A 16,139-nucleotide genomic window follows, 5' to 3' on the forward strand; every position below is an offset into this window, starting at 1 on the left:
CAAAATTGTGCTCGCATGTCTGCCGGGTGGCGGCTTTCGCCTTACCCGGCCTACAAAAGACTGCAATATCAAACCGTCATGCGGTTATCTGTAGGCCCGCGCAAGCGCAGCGCCGCCGGGCAATCCCTGAAGATTGCACTTTTTTAGGGTTTGCTCCCTCTCCCAGGGGAGAGGTCTGGGGTGAGGGCAAGGTCAACGCAAAATTGTGCTCGCATGTCTGCCGGGTGGCGGCTTTCGCCTTACCCGGCCTACAAAAGACTGCAATATCAAACCGTCATGCGGTTATCTGTAGGCCCGCGCAAGCGCAGCGCCGCCGGGCAATCCCAGAAGAATGCACTTTTTAGGCTTTGCTCCCTCTCCCTGGGGGAGAGGGCCGGGGTGAGGGCAAGGTAAACGCAAAAAGGCAATGACAATTGCCTTTTTCTGGCTGATGACAAACCTGTTTCGTTATTGTGCTCGCATGTCTGCCGGGTGGCGGCTTTCGCCTTACCCGGCCTGCGAAAGACTGCAAGATCAAACTGTTATGCCATTATCTGTAGGCCCGCGCAAGCGCAGCGCCGCCGGGCAATCCCAGAAGATTGCACTTTTTAGGCTTTGCTCCCTCTCCCAGAGGAGAGGGCTGGGGTGAGGGCAACAGGCCGCGCTCAGCTGTACTGGCGCACCCGCGCCAGCAGCTCGTCGACGCTGTCGATACGCTCGGCCAATACGATCAGCGCTTTGCCCAGGGTAATGGCGTGGCGCAGGCACTCATGCCGCATAGCGTCATCCTGGATAGTGTCGATATCCGCGACGTGCGACAGCCCGACGCTGCGGCGGATCAGTTCGCTGCCGCAGAAGCCGACCGCGTCCGCCCAGACCTTTTTCAGAAAGGCGGAGGCGTAGCCGGGGTAAGCCAGCGCCGCGTCGCGGGTTTTCTCCGCCGCCAGCGCCTGGAAGCGCTCGGCAAAGGTGGTCCACAGCTGGTGGATGTCGTTCAGCCGCTGCTCGCGTGCGGCGGCGGCGTCGCGAATGCCGAGCTGGCCTGGCAGGCCGCAGTAGTTCAGCAGCAGGTTGCCGATGGCGGTGCCGATATCGAAGCCGATGGGGCCGAAGTAGCCGAACTCGGCGTCGATGGCCTTCAGGCTGCCTTCGGCAACGAAAATCGACCCGCTGTGGATATCGCCGTGCAGCAGCGCTTCCGCATGGGCAAAGAAACGGTGCTTCAGCGCCGCCACCGCCAGCTTAAGCTGGGCGTCGTCGCGCAGGGCGGCGACATCGGCCTCCAGCTCCGCCGGGTAGTTATTGCGCGCGTGGATCTGATACGGGTCGTTAAAGAACAGATCCTCGGTGATCTCGCACATCGCCGGGTTAATAAACTGCGCCACCTGCGCCTTTTTCTCGTGGGGATGGAGATAGAAATCGCAGGTGTGAAACAGCACCTGTGCCAGATAGTCGCCAAGCTGGCGGGCCGCCTGAGGGTAGTAGACGTTAGCGATAAGCTCCCCGCGCCAGATGCGGTGGTCAGAAAGATCTTCCATCACCATCACCGCCAGTTCGGGATCAAAGTGATGGATTTTTACCGTGTGCTGCGGGCTGTGCTGATAGTGGGCGACCAGGGTCTGCGCTTCCAGACGGGCGCGGTCAAGGGTCAGCGGCCAGGATTCGCCGACGCAGCGCACGTAGGGCAGGGCCTGTTTGACGATCGCCCGGCTGACGCCCTGGCGATCGAACACTTTAAACACCAGATTGAGGTTGCCATCGCCCACTTCCTGCGCGCTGACCAGCTCAGATGGGTTGTCGATGCCGGCGAACTGCTGCGCGTAAGCCACGGCGTCGTGGGCGGTGAAGGTATGGTATTGCGACATTGCCTCGATCCTCGAATTCTGATTAAGCCGTTCAGACGTCTATACTTCTGGATTTCATCCTGACACAATGTGATACAACAACGCAACAGGGATTTAACGACATGCAGACATTACAGACCACCAGCCTGCGGGTGAGTGAAAATCAGCTTTTTATTCTCGACCAGCAGGCCTTGCCGCAGGAAAAACGCTGGCTGGCGGCGGATAACGTTGCGCTGCTGGTGGACCATATTCACGCCCTGCGGGTGCGCGGCGCGCCGTTGATTGGCCTGTCCGCCAGCCTGCTGCTGGCCCTGCTGGCCCAGCGCGGCCTGAGCCGGGATGAACTCCAGCAGGCGCTGGAGACGCTGCGCGCGGCGCGGCCGACGGCGGTCAACCTGATGAATAATCTGGATCGCATGAAGCAGGCGCTGGCCCGGGAGGATTACCCGCAGGCGCTGGAAGCGGAAGCTCTGCGTCTGGTCGAAGAAGATAAACAGCTGTGCGACCGCATCGCTGAGGCAGGCGGTGCGCTGGTGAAGCCCGGTAGCCGCCTGCTGACCCACTGCAACACCGGTGGCCTGGCGACCGCCGGGGTGGGGACCGCCCTGGGCGTTATCGCGCTGGCGCACCAGCAGGGAAAGGTGGCCAGCGTGTGGGTCGATGAAACCCGGCCGCTGCTGCAGGGCGGACGTTTAACCGCGTGGGAGCTGGGTGAGCTGGGCGTGCCCTATCAGCTGATCACCGATTCAATGGCCGCCAGCCTGATGGCGCAGGGGCAGGTGGATGCGGTGTGGGTCGGTGCCGACCGCATCGCCGCCAACGGCGATGTGGCGAATAAAATCGGCACCTATTCGCTGGCGGTATTGGCCCATTATCACCAGATCCCGTTTTACGTCGCTGCGCCGCAGACGACCCTCGACCGCCATTGCCCGAACGGGGCGACCATCCCCATTGAGCAGCGCGCCGCGGCGGAAGTGACCGGGGTGGCGGGCAGCTTTGGCGCGGTACAGTGGGCGCCGACCGGGGCTGCCGTTTACAATCCGGCGTTCGACGTCACGCCTGCCGGGCTGATTAGCGGCTGGGTGCTGGACAGCGGGGTGGTCACCCCGGCGCAAGTTGCCGCCGGGGCGTTTGCGGCGGACCACGGATAGCGGACCTTGTGCCGGGCCTGGAAAAAACGGTTTCCCGGGCCCGGGCAATCGCCTGGCCGCTACGGCAGGACCATCGCTACCGCCGGGGCGGAGGGCCGGTCGATACGCTGACCCAGCGCGGTGATAGCCGCCTGGAAGGGACACAGCGTACCGACGTCGGTCTGACGGCAGCCCGGCTGACGCCACTCCTGACGCAGCATCGGGTGCTGCGCGTCCGGCGTCTGCAGACGACGCAGGTCGTCGAGGCCTTGCGCCTGGAAATAGACCCGCAGATAGCGTTCCCCGCTCTTCGCGTCGCGCCAGCGCTCCAGCACCAGGCTACTGCCCGGCGGGATATTTCCCCGGCTGTAGCCCGGCAGCTGCCAGCTAAAGTTCATCAGCGTGCGCACCATGGCGATATTGGTGTCATGGGCCACCAGCAGCAGCCAGCGTACGTTCGGATTCGCCTCTGGTTTGACGCCGTCGAGCATGGCGTTAAGCAGCACCGACCCGCGCTTTTGCGCGGTATACAGCACGTCGTTGCTCAGATCGTAGTTTTCCGTTAACAGCGGCAGCAGGGCGGTGATCTGACTGGCCTGGGCGATCTTGCCCCACGCCAGCTGGCTGAGAGGCAGGTTTTCACTCCAGCCGAGACGCAGCGTCTCCACCATATTGGCCATCACGCTCAGTCCGCTAATGGTGGTTTTCCCGCTTTTGCTCTGCTCGACCTGCCACGGGGTGTCGAAGACCGGACAGGGCTTATCGACCTGACAAACCGCCTGTTTCAAAAGCTGGATGGCCGGCGCCAGCGCCTGCCGACGCTGCGCCAGATCCCCAGCCTTCTCTTTTACCGCCGCCAGCTGGCGGGCGGGGTCGGTTTGCGTGGCGGCGAATTTGTCGGTCTGAAACAGCGGATCGGCGTCCCCGCTGACGTAATGGATAGCGACGCCGCAGCCGGGGAAGGCGCCATCCACCAGCGCCTGGGCGGTCGCCCGCGTCCGCTGCAGCGGGCTGGCGCGCACGTAAATCGACTCCGCCGTCGGGCATCCCGCCTGCAGCAGGCCAAGCTGGCGATAGTGCTGGCCTTCCTCACGCCCTTTATTGACCACGGCGGCATAGCCATGACCGGTGAGCTCGCCGTCATGGGTGGTCCACTCGGTCCACGGTCGTCCGGTGGCGGCCTCGATGGCTTCCCGGTTGCCGGCCGTCGGCGGACGAATCCCGTGGCGGCTAAGCTCCACCACTTTCTCCAGCTGCCAGTCCGCGGCGGCGGCAGATTGCAGCGCCAGCAGCGGCAGCGCGCAGGCGATAAACAGGCGTAACAGCCCCTGATGTCTTGCAGGCATCATATCTTCTTCCTTAATTCGTTAATCGGTTATGAGGAGAACGAGGTTTGCCGTTCGACGGCATGGCGCCGGGCGACGATGGCGGCAGTGGTAAAACAGAGTAGCGCGGAACCCAGACCGGTACCCACCCAGAACAGCGCCAACGTGCTGAAATCATACAGCGTTTTGCCGTTCTCAAGGATAGCCGTTTTATCAATAATGATCCCGGTGAGAAACTCGCCCAGGCCGGCGCCGGCGTAGCTGGCGATGCCGATGGTGCCGAGCGCGGCCCCCGCCGCTTTGCGCGAGGAGATATCGACGGCGATCAGCCCGCCGAGGAAGCAGGTCAGAGCGCCAATGGTTGCTCCGAAGATAATCATCGCCAGAATATCAGTGTAATAACTGTGCGGCGACCAGAGCATCAGGGCGAAGCCGGCGGTGTTCAGCAGGCTGATAAACCCGGCCATCACGCTGCGGTTGCGCGGGAAAAAGCGGTCGGAGAGCATGCCGGCGATGATGGTCCCGGCGATGCCGGCGATGGCGTTGACGCCGATAATCCCGGAGGCCTCCAGCGTGGAGTAGGCTTTATCCTGCTCCAGAAAGAAGATCCCCCAGGAGTTGACGGCGTAGCGGTCGATGTACATAAAGGCGGAGGCGAGGGCGAGGGTCCACAGCGCCGGGTTGCGCAGCGCCAGCAGCTGGTTTTTAAACACCGAGCCGCGGGCTTCGGCCTCCTCCTGCGGTTCATCGCGGATGACGTTGATGGACGGGAAGCCGCTGCTCTGCGGCGAATCGTGCATGAACAGCACCAGCAGCACCACGCCGGCGGCGCCGAGCGCGGCGGTGGACAGGTAGCCCATCTGCCAGCCAAACCCGGCGATCACCGCGGCGATCACCATATAGGTGACGGCCTCGCCGATATTATGCGCCGTCGACCAGATGCCATAGAAGGTGCCGCGCTCCTTAACGCCGTACCAGCGCGCCAGCGAGACCGCGCAGGGGCCGACGCCCATTGACTGCGCCCAGCCGTTGATCCCCCAGAAGATGGCCAGCAGCAGGGCGTTGGTGGTCATCCCCATCATCAGGTTCATCCCGGCGCTGAGCAATAAACCGAGGCTCATATAGCGCACCACGTTGGCGTGATCGGCGATGAAGCCGTTGACCAGTTTGCCGATGGCGTAGCTGAAGAACAGGGTGGAGCCGATCATGCCGAGCTCCGTCGGGGTGATCCCCAGCTCCACCAGCGCGCTTTTGGCGACGGTGAACGATAACCGGCAGACGTAAAAGGTGACGTAGGCCAGGGTCATGGCGATAAAGGTTTGCCAGCGCACCCGGCGAAAACGGTGTTCATCAAACGCGGCGCCCGCTTTCGGCGGCGACGCCCGGAAAAAAGCGATAATTCCAGACATAGGTGGTTCTCCGCAGGTCGGAGGCCTGACTGATTGATGTGGTTCGTCCGTGAATGAAGTTATCGTTACTGTGTAGAGTACATAATCAGAAATAGCCTGACCCGTAAGGGTTAATGTAATGGTTGTAGGATCATCTTTTTCAGCTGCGGGTAGAGCGTCTGGCTGGCCAGCAGTAGCGGGTTGCCGCGCTGGATCCCCTCCTGCGCCAGAAAATCGTTGCTGGCGCCGCCCGCTTCGCGCATCAGCACCAGCCCCGGCAGGGCGTCCCACGGGTTCATGTGCGGCTCGTAGTAGCCAATCAACCGGCCTGCCGCCGCCCAGGCGCTCATCAGCGCGCCGGAGCCGTTGCGGATAAACATGCCGCCGTCGCTGAGCAGCGCCTGCAGAAACGGCAGAAAGTCCGCCGGGGTGACGCGATGCGAGGTGCCGACGCCCATCACCCCCTCCCTGACCGTCGTCGCGGGGTGCGGACGGATCGGGGCGTCGTTGAGCCAGGCGCCATGGCCCCGCAGGGCGTGAAACAGCTCGCGATGGTTGGGGTCATAGACCACGCCGATGACCGGTTCGCCGTCGGCGACGATCGCCAGCGACAGGCACCAGGTGTGCAGGCCGTTGAGGAAACAGCTGGTGCCATCGATGGGGTCGACCACCCACAGCACCCGCGCGTCGGACAGGCGGGCGCCGCTCTCTTCGCCGAGAAAACCATCCTCCGGAAACGCGCTCTGAATGCGCTGTTTCACAAAGGCCTCCACCCGCTTATCGGCCACGCTGACCACATCCTGCAGATCGTCGCCCTTATGGTCGACGGTCAGCGCTTCGCGTTGTTGATAGTATTCAAACGCCAGCTCAGCCCCCGCTTTCGCCAGCTCGCAGGCCAGGCGGTAGCGGGTCTGTAGCGCTTCTGATTCCTGAGATTGCATAGTGACTCCCTATTTTGCACACGTGTGCATTTTGCGTGAAAAAAACAGCCCCGAAGGGCCGAATGAGTGTGGCCGGGTTTCACAGAAGATTCTGTGATCGATCCAGCATAAAATGATTTTTTCATTTCGCACTTTGACGAATAATTAGTTTCACTGGCACTTCGCGATGGCGCGAGGGCAGGCTGAAGCGGGCGATCCGCGTCATCAACAGATCCACCGCGTGGTGGGCCAGCAGGGCGGTATTCTGTTGAACGGTGGTGAGCTGATAGGGGCGCCAGTCCGCCTGCGGGATATCGTCAAAGCCGACGATGGCCGGTAGCGGGGCGGCGGCGGGGGCGTCCCGCAGGCCGTCCAGGGCGCCCAGCGCCAGCATATCGGTGGCGCAGAACAGGGCCTGCACCCCGGGGTTTTCAGCAACTAATTCTCTGGCGGCCTGGTGGCCGGCCTGATAACCGCCGCCGTCGCAAAAGCGGCTGGTCACTGTCATGCCCGACGTCTGAGCGATGAACGCGTCATAACGCTGGCGGGTGCTGAAGTTCTCGCGATTTTCGCCAATAAAGCCAACCTGCCGCCAGCCTCGACGACTGAACAAGCCCGCCACCAGCTTCGCCCCTTGGGCGTTATCGCTGCACACCCGGTCGCAGCCGGCGAGGTCCGCATGACGGTTGATCAGGGTGACGGGGATCTTGCGCGCCAGGTACTCTTCCGCCAGCGACAGCGGCGGCGCGCCGGAGGTGATGATCACGCCGGCGACGTGGTAACTCAGCAGCTGTTTAAGCGAAGGGGCGAGCTGCTGCGGATCGTCAGCGTTCATCAGCAGCGGCATAAAGCCGTTGAGCGCCAGCTGATGGACCAGCGGCGCCAGCAGTTTGCTGCGAAACGGGTTGTCGAAACCGGCGGTGACGATGCCGATAAAATTACTGCTGCCGGTGATCATCGTCCGGGCGATGATATTCACCTGATAGCCCAGAGCTTCCGCGGCGCTCAGCACCTTCTGCCGGGTCTTTTCCGACACCGAGGCGCCGGGGGTGAAGGTCCGGGAGACCGCCGAGCGCGAGACGCCGGCCAGTCTGGCCACATCCTCGGCCTTAATCCATTTTTTATCGCTCATCGTCGTTTCGCGCCGTCTGTTTTCCAGGAAGCCGACGCCCGGGCGGGCGTCGGTCACGCACACTGCCTGAAAAGGTATCACAGAAAGGCGCCGACGCGCAGCGCCTTGCGCCTTATGCCGGGTAGCGGATGTGCTCCACCTCACGCTGTAAAATCACCTTACCGTGGCGAATGGAGGTTAGCACCCGCGCCTGGCGGCGGACGGCCTCGTAGTCGTTTTCCGCATCGAGGATCAGCAGGTTAGCCGGGCGGCCTTCGGCGAGGCCGTAGTTATCGCCCAGACTGAGCGCCCGGGCGCTGTTGTCGGTGACGAAGTCAAGGCAGCGCTGCAGATCGTCATAGCCGAGCATATGACAGATGTGCAGTCCGGCATCCAGAATGCGCAGGATATTGCCGTTCCCCAGCGGATACCACGGATCCTGAATCGAGTCCTGAGCAAAGCAGACGTTGATGCCGGCGCGATCCAGCTCCGCCACCCGGGTGACGCCGCGCCGTTTCGGCCAGCTGTCAAACCGGCCCTGCAGATGAATGCTTTCGGTCGGGCAGGAGATAAAGTTGATCCCCGAGGCTTTCAGCAGGCGAAACAGCTTCGAACAGTAGGCGTTGTCATAAGAGCCCATCGCGCAGGTGTGGCTGGCGGTGACCTGCGCCCCCATACCGCGCACCCGGGCCTCTTCCGCCAGCACTTCGAGGAAACGCGACTGCGGATCGTCGATTTCATCACAGTGGACATCCACCAGGCGGCCATAGCGCTGGGCGAGGTCCATCAAAAACATCACCGAACTGACCCCTTTGTCGCGGGTGTTTTCATAGTGCGGAATGCCGCCCACCACGTCGGCGCCCATCTCGATGGCGCGCGTCATCAGCCCCCGACCGTCGGGGTAGGATTCAATCCCCTCCTGCGGAAAGGCGACAATCTGCAGATCGATGAGATCGGCGGCCTCTTTTTTCACCGCCAGCAGCGCCTGCAGGGCCGACAGAGACGGGTCGGTGACATCCACATGGGTCCGGACGTGCTGGACGCCGAAATCGCGCAGCATGCCGATGGTTTTCAGCGCCCGCTGGCGGGTGTCCTCCGGGGTGATGCTCGCTTTGCGCTGGCTCCAGCGGGTGATGCCTTCAAACAGGGTGCCGCTGCGGTTCCACTCCGGCTCGCCCGCGGTGAGGGTGGCGTCAAGATGAATATGCGGCTCGACGAAGGGGGGGATCGCCAGCCGGCCCTGGGCGTCGATATCGCCGGCGACGGCGGTCTGCATCGCGGTTTGGGCGGTCATGCGCTGAATCAGGCCGTCCTGCAGCTCAAGGGTAAACAGCGCCTCCTGGCGGCGCAGGCGGGCGTTAACAATTTTCATGGTTGGTCCTGTAAATGGTTTTGCGATAAACGCCAGATCACCAGCGCGACCGAGGCGTTGAGATGAAACTGAGGGTGGCTGACCGGGTAGCCGGTCAGTTTTTCAATACGCTGGATGCGCTGATGCAAGGTGTTGCGATGGAGACCCAGCCGGTCGGCGGCCCGCACCACGTTGCCGTTCTCCTGCTGCAGCGTCTCGAGGGTCTCCAGCAGCAGCCACGGCGCTTTACGGCCCGGCTCGATCAGGCAGCCCAGGGTGTCGTGCATAAAATCGTTGAGCAGCGCCGGGTCGCTGACCGCGGACAGCAGTTTGATAAACCCCAGCTGCTGATAGTCGCTGATCCGCTGGGTCGGCCGCAGGGTATCGCAAAGATCCAGTGCCTGTCGCGCCTGCGACAGCGCCCGCGGGTAGCCCTGCAGCTGCCTGACCGGCGCGGAAAGGCCGCAGAGCAGCGACAAACTCTCTTCTCCCTCCGCCAGCGTCTGCAGCCACTGCTGCAGCCACTTTTTCTGCTGAAAGCCATCCCCCTCCTCATCCGGCAGCAGGAAAAGGAACATATTGCTGCGCTCCAGCAGCGGGAAGGGGTTGCCCTGCTGGTTGAGCTGCAGCTGCAGCTGCTGGCGCACGCTGCGGTGGGCCTGCTGCAGCCAGGCTTCGGCCTGTTCGGGCGGAAACTGGCGAAACAGGCGGGACAGTCCCTCCAGGCGCAGCGCCGCCAGCCGCAGCGGGCGGGTAAAATCGAGCTGCTGGTGGAGGGCGCGCTGGTGGAGCATCTGCAGGTCCGGATAGTCGCCGGTGACCAGCTGCATCAGGATGTCGCGCTGCGACTGCAGGGCGCTTTCGCTGCGAACCAGCGCGGTGCCGACCCGCTCGGTGACAATCACCATCTTCAGCAGGTAGGGCTGCTCGATCAGTGGAATGCCCAGCTCGTCGGCAAGCGCGATCAGCGTGGCGGGAATGGCGTGGATATAGGCCTCGCCGGTGAGGATCACCATCCCGGCGATGCCGCGCTGTTTGCCCTCCATCAGCAGCTGGATCAGGTTGGCTTCATCCCGGGGATGGTTGATGCCAGTGATAAAGACCAGCTCGCCGCCCATGATCCACTCGGCGATATGCTCATTTTCCGCCACGTAGTACCAGCGTACCGCCCGCTGCAGCCCTTGCTTTCCCGCCCGCAGACGCAGGGGGGAGAGTCCCTCAAGGGCCAGCAGTTCGCTGACCGTCAGGCTCATGGCTCCTGCTCCGCGACGGCGGCAGGCTGACGCTTGCTTAGCAGGGTCAGGGCGATATAGACCAGCGCGGAGACGGTGATCCCCACCAGCGGCGCGATCCACGGCGACAGATAAGCCACCACCGCGCCGGCGGCGTAGGCGCCGAGTCCCAGCCAGTTAAAACGCGGCAGGCGGGCGTTCTGCAGCAGGGGATAGCGCCCGCCGCGGGCGAACCAGTAGTCGGCGAGGATCACCCCGCCGATGGGCGGGATAATGCTGCCCAGCAGCACGAGGAACGGGATCAGCATTTCGTACATACCGCCAATGGCCAGCACAATGCCCACCCCGGCGGCGGCGAGGGTCAGCGTGCGGCGACGTTCGCTGCGCAGCAGATGGCAGGCGGCGGCGGAGACGTTATAGATGGTGGGGCCCTGGATGGTCAGCAGATTGAGACACAGCATGATCACCGCGGCCACCGACAGCCCCTGCAGGATCAGCACTTCGACGATATCGGCCTGTTGATAGACGATAGCGCACCAGGCGCCGGCGACGATCATCAGCCCGTTGCCGACGAGGAAGCTGCCCATGCTGGCGAGAATGGCGGTACGGCTGGAGTTGGCCAGCCGGGTCCAGTTTGTCGCCTGGGTGGCGCCGCTGGCGAAGGTGCCAAAGACCATGGTGATGGCCGCCGACCAGGTCATGGCGTCGCCTGGCGCAATGCGGGTCATCGCCTGCCAGCCGCCGGCGTGGCGCAGCGCCAGATACATGGAGACCACCAGCAGCACGAACATCAGCGGCACCGACAGGCGCGACAGCGCGTCCAGCCCCTTGTAGCCCACCAGCGCGGTGACGCAGAACAGAATGCCAAACAGCACCATCAGCGGCAGGGTCAGCGCCTCGGGCAGGGCGAGGATCTTCACCAGCGAGATAGCGACCGTGGCCGTCCCCCACGCGTACCAGCCCAGCTCGGCAAAGCCAAGGATAAAATCGGCCAGCTTGCTGCCGATCTCGCCGAAGCAGAAGCGGCCCATCAGCACCGTATTCAGGCCGCTGCGCGCGGCGATCCAGCCCAGCGATGCGGCATACAGGGCCAGCAAGGCGTTGCCGATGAAGGCTATCCACAGCAGATTGACGATGGAAAAGGAGACGCCGAGTTTACCGCCGGCGAACATCGTGCCGGTGAAAAAGGTAAAGCTGAATAACACCATGGCGATGGAAAATACGCCTTTACGTCCGGCGGCGGGCGCTTCGACGAGGGGAAAATCATTGCTGTTTGACATCCTGGAACCTCTGGCTGGTTAGATGGGCGGTGATAGCCGGAAGTAGCAAGAGATGTGCCAGGAAAAACCGGGCACGGGGAATAGCGCGCGGTGTGCAATATGCACAGTTATTGCAGGATGAAGGGGGAGTAATGCCATTTTAGTGTGCATCCTGCCATGTTTTGCACCAGTCGGGGGCAGAGGAGAGCGGCGACGGTATTCCCGGCGCAGGCGGAGAATTTCAACCAGCAGAATCCGCCAGCGTTTTGGCGCCAGACAGGAGGGAATCGTAGCGGACTCACCGCGGTTGGTTAAATTGCTGTGAATAAAGGTTATTTAATATGCATTTATGATATAACCATTTGTCTTATGTGTGTTTCCTGAAATATTGTTCCCTCCGGTTAGCGGTGTTAGTATCGGGTAAATAGCCATTTAGACGGCTAAATAAATCATCGCTAACCTAAGGAACTGCTATGTGGCAAGAAAGACTCGCGCAACTGGTTACCACCTGTCATTGGATCGGCGCGAAAGGCTGGGCGCCGGCGACCGGCGGCAATATGTCGGTGCGTCAGGATGACACCTGGTGCTGGCTAAGCGAGTCGGGCCGCGACAAAGGCAGCCTGACGACCGAGGATTTCCTGCAGGTGGAGATCGCCACCAACCAGGCCCCTTCCGGACGGAAACCGTCGGCCGAGACCGGCCTGCACACGCTGGTCTATCGCCTGTTCCCGGAGGCCAACGTGGTGCTGCATGTGCATACCGTCAACGCCACCGTGCTGTCGCGCATCGAAAAAAGCGACACGCTGGCGCTGCAGGGGTATGAAATGCAGAAAACCCTCAGCGGGCAGCACAGCCATCTCGACACCGTTCCGGTCGCCATCTTCGATAACGATCAGGATATTGACGCCCTGGCGGCGCGGATTGCCGATTATGCGCAAACCCGCCCGCTGCGCTACGGCTTTCTGCTGCGCGGACATGGCCTGACCTGCTGGGGGAAAGATATTCAGGAGGCCCGCCGACAACTGGAAGGGCTGGAGTTCCTGTTCGAGTGCGAGCTGATGCGCCGCCGCTACGAGCCTTGAGCCGGAGCAGGTATGGATTTTTATCTTGGTATCGATATCGGCACCTCCCGGGTGAAAGCGGTGCTGTTTGATCAGCATTTCACCGCGCGCGCCAGCGCCGCGGAAAACACCTCCCCCCGCCTGTCGGCCAATGGCTACGCGGAACAGGATATGACCCAGCTGTGGCATTCGGTGCTGGCTATTCTGCGCCAGATTGCCCGCCACCCGGCGCTGCAGGCGGGGCGGCTGCGGGCCATCGGCCTCGCCGGGCAAGGGGAGGGAGTCTGGCTCAGCGATGAGCAGGGCGAACCGGTGGGCCCGGGGATCCTGTGGAGCGATACCCGCAGCCACGCGCTGATGAGCGACCTGCTGCGCCGGCCCGGCTTTGACCGGCGCTATTTCGCCGATACCGGCACCCACCTGCAGCCCTGCAATACCAGCCTGCAGCTGTACTGGCTGAAACAGTATCAGCCGGAGCGGCTGGCGGCCGCGCGCTATCTGTTTTTCGCCAAGGACTGGATCCGCTTTCGCCTGACCGGCGTGGCGGCGCTGGAGCTGACGGACGCCAGCAGCTCGTTACTCAATCAGCAGAGCGGCAGCTGGTCCTCGGTGGTGATGAACGAGATGGGGCTGGACGAACTGCTGCCGCTGTTTCCCCCGCTGCTGGCCCCGGATGCTCCGGCCGGCACGCTGAGCGACGCGGTGGCGGCGCTGACCGGGCTGCCCGCCGCGACGCCGGTGGCCGCCGGGGCGCTGGATGTCTGCAGCGCCGCGCTGGGCTGCGGCGCGGTCAACGAAGGGGACATCTACACGATCCTCGGCACCACCTGCTGCACCGGGATCGTCTGCCGCGGCCCGCAGACGGTGAACGAGGCGACGCGCTTTGTCACCCATACCGAAGCCGGACAGGTGATCTCGCTGTTTCCGATGCAGGCCGGTACGCCAAACATTGACTGGCTGCAGCAGCATATTTCGCTGGACGCCGATCTGGGTCGGCTGGAGCAGGCGATCGCGGACGTGGAGCCGGGCAGCGGCGGCGTCTTCTGGCAGCCGTACCTCAATGGCGAACGCGCGCCGTTTTACAGTCCCGACGCGCGGGCCGGCTTTATCGGCATTAGCCCGCACACCACCCGCGCCGAACTGCAGCGCGCGGTGTTTGAAGGCCTGGCCTTCGCCATTGTCGATGCGCTGCAGGGTTATCCGCAGGGCGGCGAGCTGTATCTGACCGGCGGCGGCGCCGCCTCGGCCACCTGGCTGCAGATTATCGCCGACTGTACCGGGCGCACGGTGGTCTCCAGCGCCTTTAACGAACTGAGCGCGCGCGGGGCGGCGATTCTGGCGGCCCGCAGCGTCGCTGCGCTGGCCGAGACGCCTCCGCTGGCGCAGACCCGCTATCAGCCGCGCCCTCAGGCGCATGCCCGCTATGCGGCGCTGTATCCCGTTTATCGCCTGCTGCGCGAGCAGATGCTGCCGGTATGGCAGGCCAGGCAGGCCGCTCTTCAACATCTTTCTCAGGAAGTACAACCATGAAAATCGTTTTTACCGCCGAGCATGCTGGCGACCTTAGCGCCTTCCACCAGCTGGGCGAGCTGCTGGTGGAGGGATGGGCGCTGGGCAAACCGAAACTCAGCGCCGGCCAGCTGATTGAGCTGGCCCACGACGCCGAGGTGCTGGTGACCAGCTATGATGAAGTGACGGACGCGGTGATGGCCGCCTGTCCGCGTCTGCAGGTGATCGCCTGTACCCGCGCCAATCCGGTGAATATTGATACCCAGGCCGCGCAGGCGCGCGGCATCCGGGTGCTCTACACCCCGGGGCGCAATGCCGATGCCGCCGCGGAGCTGACGCTTGGCCTGATGCTTAGCCTGGCGCGCCACATTCCGCAATCCCATGCGGCGCTGAAGCGGGGGGAGTTCACGCAGGCTGATAATGCCGCCGCCGCCACTCAGCAGGGCCTGCGGCGGGATGTGGTCTGGGACGTAAGCCCGGAAAGCCCCTATGAAGTGTTTAAGGGCAGTGAACTGCGCAATAAAACGTTGGGGCTGGTGGGCTATGGCAACATTGGCCGCCGGGTGGCGCGTATCGCCCGGGCGTTCGGCATGGCGGTGCGGGTGGTGGATCCGTTCGTCGCCGCAGAGGATATCAATGAGCCAGGGCTACAGAAAACGACCCTGGAGGCGCTGTTCCGCGACGCGGATATCGTCAGCCTGCATCTGAGCAGCGGACCGCACAGCGACGGGCTGGTGAATGCGGCGCTGTTAAACAGCATGAAGCCCGGCGCGCTGCTGATCAATACCTCCCGCGCGGCGGTGGTCGACGAAGCGGCGCTGATTGATGCCCTGCGTCACGGCCCGCTGGGCGGCGCGGCGCTGGACGTGTATCACCGAGAACCGCTGTGGCGCGATCACCCATTTGTCACCGAGTTCGATAACGTGATTATTACGCCGCATATCGCCGGGGCTACCCGGGAGAGTATCGCCAAACACACGGCGATGATTGCCGCCGATCTTCAGCGCTATGTCGCCGGAGAGCCGCTGCTGTACCAGTGGCGTTAAGCCGCTAGCGCCGCCGCGCCTGCGGCGGCGCGGGTCCAGCGTCAGGGGCGATGGGCCGCCATAAAAGCCTGGGTCTGTTCCCAGTCCACCACCCCGGCATCCGATCCCATCCCGGTCGCCACCAGCGCGGCCACCGCCGAGGCGACGTCGCACGCTGCTTTCACGCTGAGTCCGCGCGCCAGCGCGGCTATAAACCCGCCGCAGTAGCTGTCGCCGCAGCCGGTGGTATCCACCGCCTCGACCGGCCACGGCGCAATATGCTCCAGCACGCCATCGCGGCCGATAAGCCAGGAGCCGTTCTCGCCGTCTTTCAGAATGCAGGTGCCCACGCCCAGCGCAAAGAAAAAGCGGGCGATGGCCTCCGGCTGCGTCTCCCCGGAGAGAAAGGCGGCTTCCTCCAGGGAAGGCATGAAATAATCCACCGACGGCAGCAGGGGCCGCAGCAGTTCCAGGGTGTGTTCATTCGGGGCGATAAGATCAAAGCTGGTGGTGACCCCGCGCGCTTTGGCCGCCTGCAACAGCCGCGCGCTCTGTCCCTGGTCCATTGCCGCCAGCAGTCCGGTCCCGCCGTGATGCAGGAAGCGACAGTCAAGGACGGCGTCAAATTCCGCCTCACTGACGAACAGGGCGTCAGACGCGCCCCGGCAGTGCAGGGCCGGACGTTCGCCGTTGGGGCGAATCGGCAGGATCGTCGCCGAGGTCTCCTTCAGCGCGGTGCGCTGGATAAGCGAGCAGTCGATGCCCAGCCGGGCATAGCTGGCGAGGATAAAGTCGGCTTTTTCATCTTCGCCCAGGCAGGCCACCGCTGCGGTGCGGATCCCGAGCTTCGCGGCGTTAATATTGGCCCCCGCGGCGGTGCCGGCGGGGTTGAGGCGAATTTGCTCAATAAAGGCGACGCCGCCGCGCGGCGGGATCGCCACCACCGGGCGCCCGGCGATATCCAGAATAGTCAGGCCGACAAACACGGCGTCAAAGGTTGCCATC

At 63.4% G+C, this 16,139-nt stretch carries 13 protein-coding genes; 4 read left to right on the forward strand and 9 right to left on the reverse strand.

Going from position 1 to position 16,139, the window contains the following annotated elements; genetic code table 11:
- Nucleotides 1–644: 644 nt before the first annotated feature.
- Nucleotides 645–1,844 carry an S-methyl-5-thioribose kinase gene (gene mtnK / locus MKR05_RS18135; protein WP_238874914.1) on the reverse strand — a complete coding sequence of 400 codons (1,200 nt, stop codon included), beginning with the start codon at nucleotides 1,842–1,844 and terminating at the stop codon, nucleotides 645–647.
- Between the two features lie 101 nt (nucleotides 1,845–1,945).
- Here mtnK and mtnA point away from each other — a divergent pair, with 101 nt between their 5' ends.
- Nucleotides 1,946–2,974 (forward strand): S-methyl-5-thioribose-1-phosphate isomerase, encoded by a 1,029-nt coding sequence (gene mtnA / locus MKR05_RS18140; protein ID WP_284118332.1) that lies wholly within the window; start codon nucleotides 1,946–1,948, stop codon nucleotides 2,972–2,974.
- A 59-nt stretch (nucleotides 2,975–3,033) separates the two neighbouring features.
- Here the strand turns inward: mtnA and MKR05_RS18145 are convergent, their stop codons facing one another.
- From MKR05_RS18145 to codB, 7 genes are all read right to left on the reverse strand, one after another.
- Nucleotides 3,034–4,302: a histidine phosphatase family protein gene (locus MKR05_RS18145; protein WP_117145621.1), complete on the reverse strand. Its 1,269-nt coding sequence runs from the start codon at nucleotides 4,300–4,302 to the stop codon at nucleotides 3,034–3,036.
- 26 nt (nucleotides 4,303–4,328) lie between these two features.
- The gene (locus MKR05_RS18150; RefSeq protein WP_044521583.1) at nucleotides 4,329–5,687 is read right to left on the reverse strand and encodes an MFS transporter; all 1,359 of its coding nucleotides are present in this window, start codon (nucleotides 5,685–5,687) and stop codon (nucleotides 4,329–4,331) included.
- 110 nt (nucleotides 5,688–5,797) lie between these two features.
- Nucleotides 5,798–6,607, reverse strand: a complete 810-nt coding sequence (locus MKR05_RS18155) for an inositol monophosphatase (protein WP_044521584.1) — start codon at nucleotides 6,605–6,607, stop codon at nucleotides 5,798–5,800.
- 121 nt (nucleotides 6,608–6,728) lie between these two features.
- Entirely contained in the window at nucleotides 6,729–7,685 is a 957-nt protein-coding gene (locus MKR05_RS18160; RefSeq protein WP_072096504.1) for a LacI family DNA-binding transcriptional regulator, read from the reverse strand.
- A 145-nt stretch (nucleotides 7,686–7,830) separates the two neighbouring features.
- Nucleotides 7,831–9,069, reverse strand: coding sequence for a cytosine deaminase (gene codA, locus MKR05_RS18165; RefSeq protein WP_238874918.1), 1,239 nt, complete (start codon nucleotides 9,067–9,069; stop codon nucleotides 7,831–7,833).
- The gene (locus MKR05_RS18170; protein ID WP_238874920.1) at nucleotides 9,066–10,301 is read right to left on the reverse strand and encodes a PucR family transcriptional regulator ligand-binding domain-containing protein; all 1,236 of its coding nucleotides are present in this window, start codon (nucleotides 10,299–10,301) and stop codon (nucleotides 9,066–9,068) included. Before MKR05_RS18170 ends, codA begins: the two co-directional genes overlap by 4 nt.
- Entirely contained in the window at nucleotides 10,298–11,560 is a 1,263-nt protein-coding gene (gene codB / locus MKR05_RS18175; RefSeq protein WP_044521587.1) for a cytosine permease, read from the reverse strand. The genes MKR05_RS18170 and codB overlap by 4 nt, the downstream gene beginning before the upstream one ends.
- Before the next feature lie 452 nt (nucleotides 11,561–12,012).
- Here codB and MKR05_RS18180 point away from each other — a divergent pair, with 452 nt between their 5' ends.
- Genes MKR05_RS18180 through MKR05_RS18190 form a run of 3 tightly spaced genes read left to right on the forward strand, consistent with a single transcriptional unit; the run spans nucleotide 12,013 to nucleotide 15,155 of the window.
- Nucleotides 12,013–12,621 (forward strand): methylthioribulose 1-phosphate dehydratase, encoded by a 609-nt coding sequence (locus MKR05_RS18180; RefSeq protein WP_008805607.1) that lies wholly within the window; start codon nucleotides 12,013–12,015, stop codon nucleotides 12,619–12,621.
- A gap of 12 nt (nucleotides 12,622–12,633) precedes the next feature.
- The gene (locus MKR05_RS18185) at nucleotides 12,634–14,130 is read left to right on the forward strand and encodes an FGGY-family carbohydrate kinase (protein WP_044521590.1); all 1,497 of its coding nucleotides are present in this window, start codon (nucleotides 12,634–12,636) and stop codon (nucleotides 14,128–14,130) included.
- Entirely contained in the window at nucleotides 14,127–15,155 is a 1,029-nt protein-coding gene (locus tag MKR05_RS18190; protein ID WP_023288808.1) for a 2-hydroxyacid dehydrogenase, read from the forward strand. The genes MKR05_RS18185 and MKR05_RS18190 overlap by 4 nt, the downstream gene beginning before the upstream one ends.
- 41 nt (nucleotides 15,156–15,196) lie before the next feature.
- Here the strand turns inward: MKR05_RS18190 and MKR05_RS18195 are convergent, their stop codons facing one another.
- Nucleotides 15,197–16,138, reverse strand: coding sequence for a carbohydrate kinase family protein (locus MKR05_RS18195; RefSeq protein WP_044521592.1), 942 nt, complete (start codon nucleotides 16,136–16,138; stop codon nucleotides 15,197–15,199).
- Between the last annotated feature and the right edge of the window lies 1 nt (nucleotide 16,139).

Origin of the sequence: Klebsiella sp. K5-204, from assembly GCF_030128585.1 — a bacterium.
Lineage (GTDB): Bacteria > Pseudomonadota > Gammaproteobacteria > Enterobacterales > Enterobacteriaceae > Klebsiella > Klebsiella quasipneumoniae.

What these genes read in the sequence shown, in the direction of transcription:
- MKR05_RS18155 (WP_044521584.1), bottom strand. Translation starts at nt 6,607, where the DNA reads ATGCAATCTCAGGAATCAGAAGCGCTACAGACCCGCTACCGCCTGGCC.
- MKR05_RS18150 (WP_044521583.1), bottom strand. Translation starts at nt 5,687, where the DNA reads ATGTCTGGAATTATCGCTTTTTTCCGGGCGTCGCCGCCGAAAGCGGGC.
- mtnK (WP_238874914.1), bottom strand. Translation starts at nt 1,844, where the DNA reads ATGTCGCAATACCATACCTTCACCGCCCACGACGCCGTGGCTTACGCG.
- codA (WP_238874918.1), bottom strand. Translation starts at nt 9,069, where the DNA reads ATGAAAATTGTTAACGCCCGCCTGCGCCGCCAGGAGGCGCTGTTTACC.
- codB (WP_044521587.1), bottom strand. Translation starts at nt 11,560, where the DNA reads ATGTCAAACAGCAATGATTTTCCCCTCGTCGAAGCGCCCGCCGCCGGA.
- MKR05_RS18190 (WP_023288808.1), top strand. Translation starts at nt 14,127, where the DNA reads ATGAAAATCGTTTTTACCGCCGAGCATGCTGGCGACCTTAGCGCCTTC.
- mtnA (WP_284118332.1), top strand. Translation starts at nt 1,946, where the DNA reads ATGCAGACATTACAGACCACCAGCCTGCGGGTGAGTGAAAATCAGCTT.
- MKR05_RS18170 (WP_238874920.1), bottom strand. Translation starts at nt 10,301, where the DNA reads ATGAGCCTGACGGTCAGCGAACTGCTGGCCCTTGAGGGACTCTCCCCC.
- MKR05_RS18145 (WP_117145621.1), bottom strand. Translation starts at nt 4,302, where the DNA reads ATGATGCCTGCAAGACATCAGGGGCTGTTACGCCTGTTTATCGCCTGC.
- MKR05_RS18180 (WP_008805607.1), top strand. Translation starts at nt 12,013, where the DNA reads ATGTGGCAAGAAAGACTCGCGCAACTGGTTACCACCTGTCATTGGATC.
- MKR05_RS18195 (WP_044521592.1), bottom strand. Translation starts at nt 16,138, where the DNA reads ATGGCAACCTTTGACGCCGTGTTTGTCGGCCTGACTATTCTGGATATC.
- MKR05_RS18185 (WP_044521590.1), top strand. Translation starts at nt 12,634, where the DNA reads ATGGATTTTTATCTTGGTATCGATATCGGCACCTCCCGGGTGAAAGCG.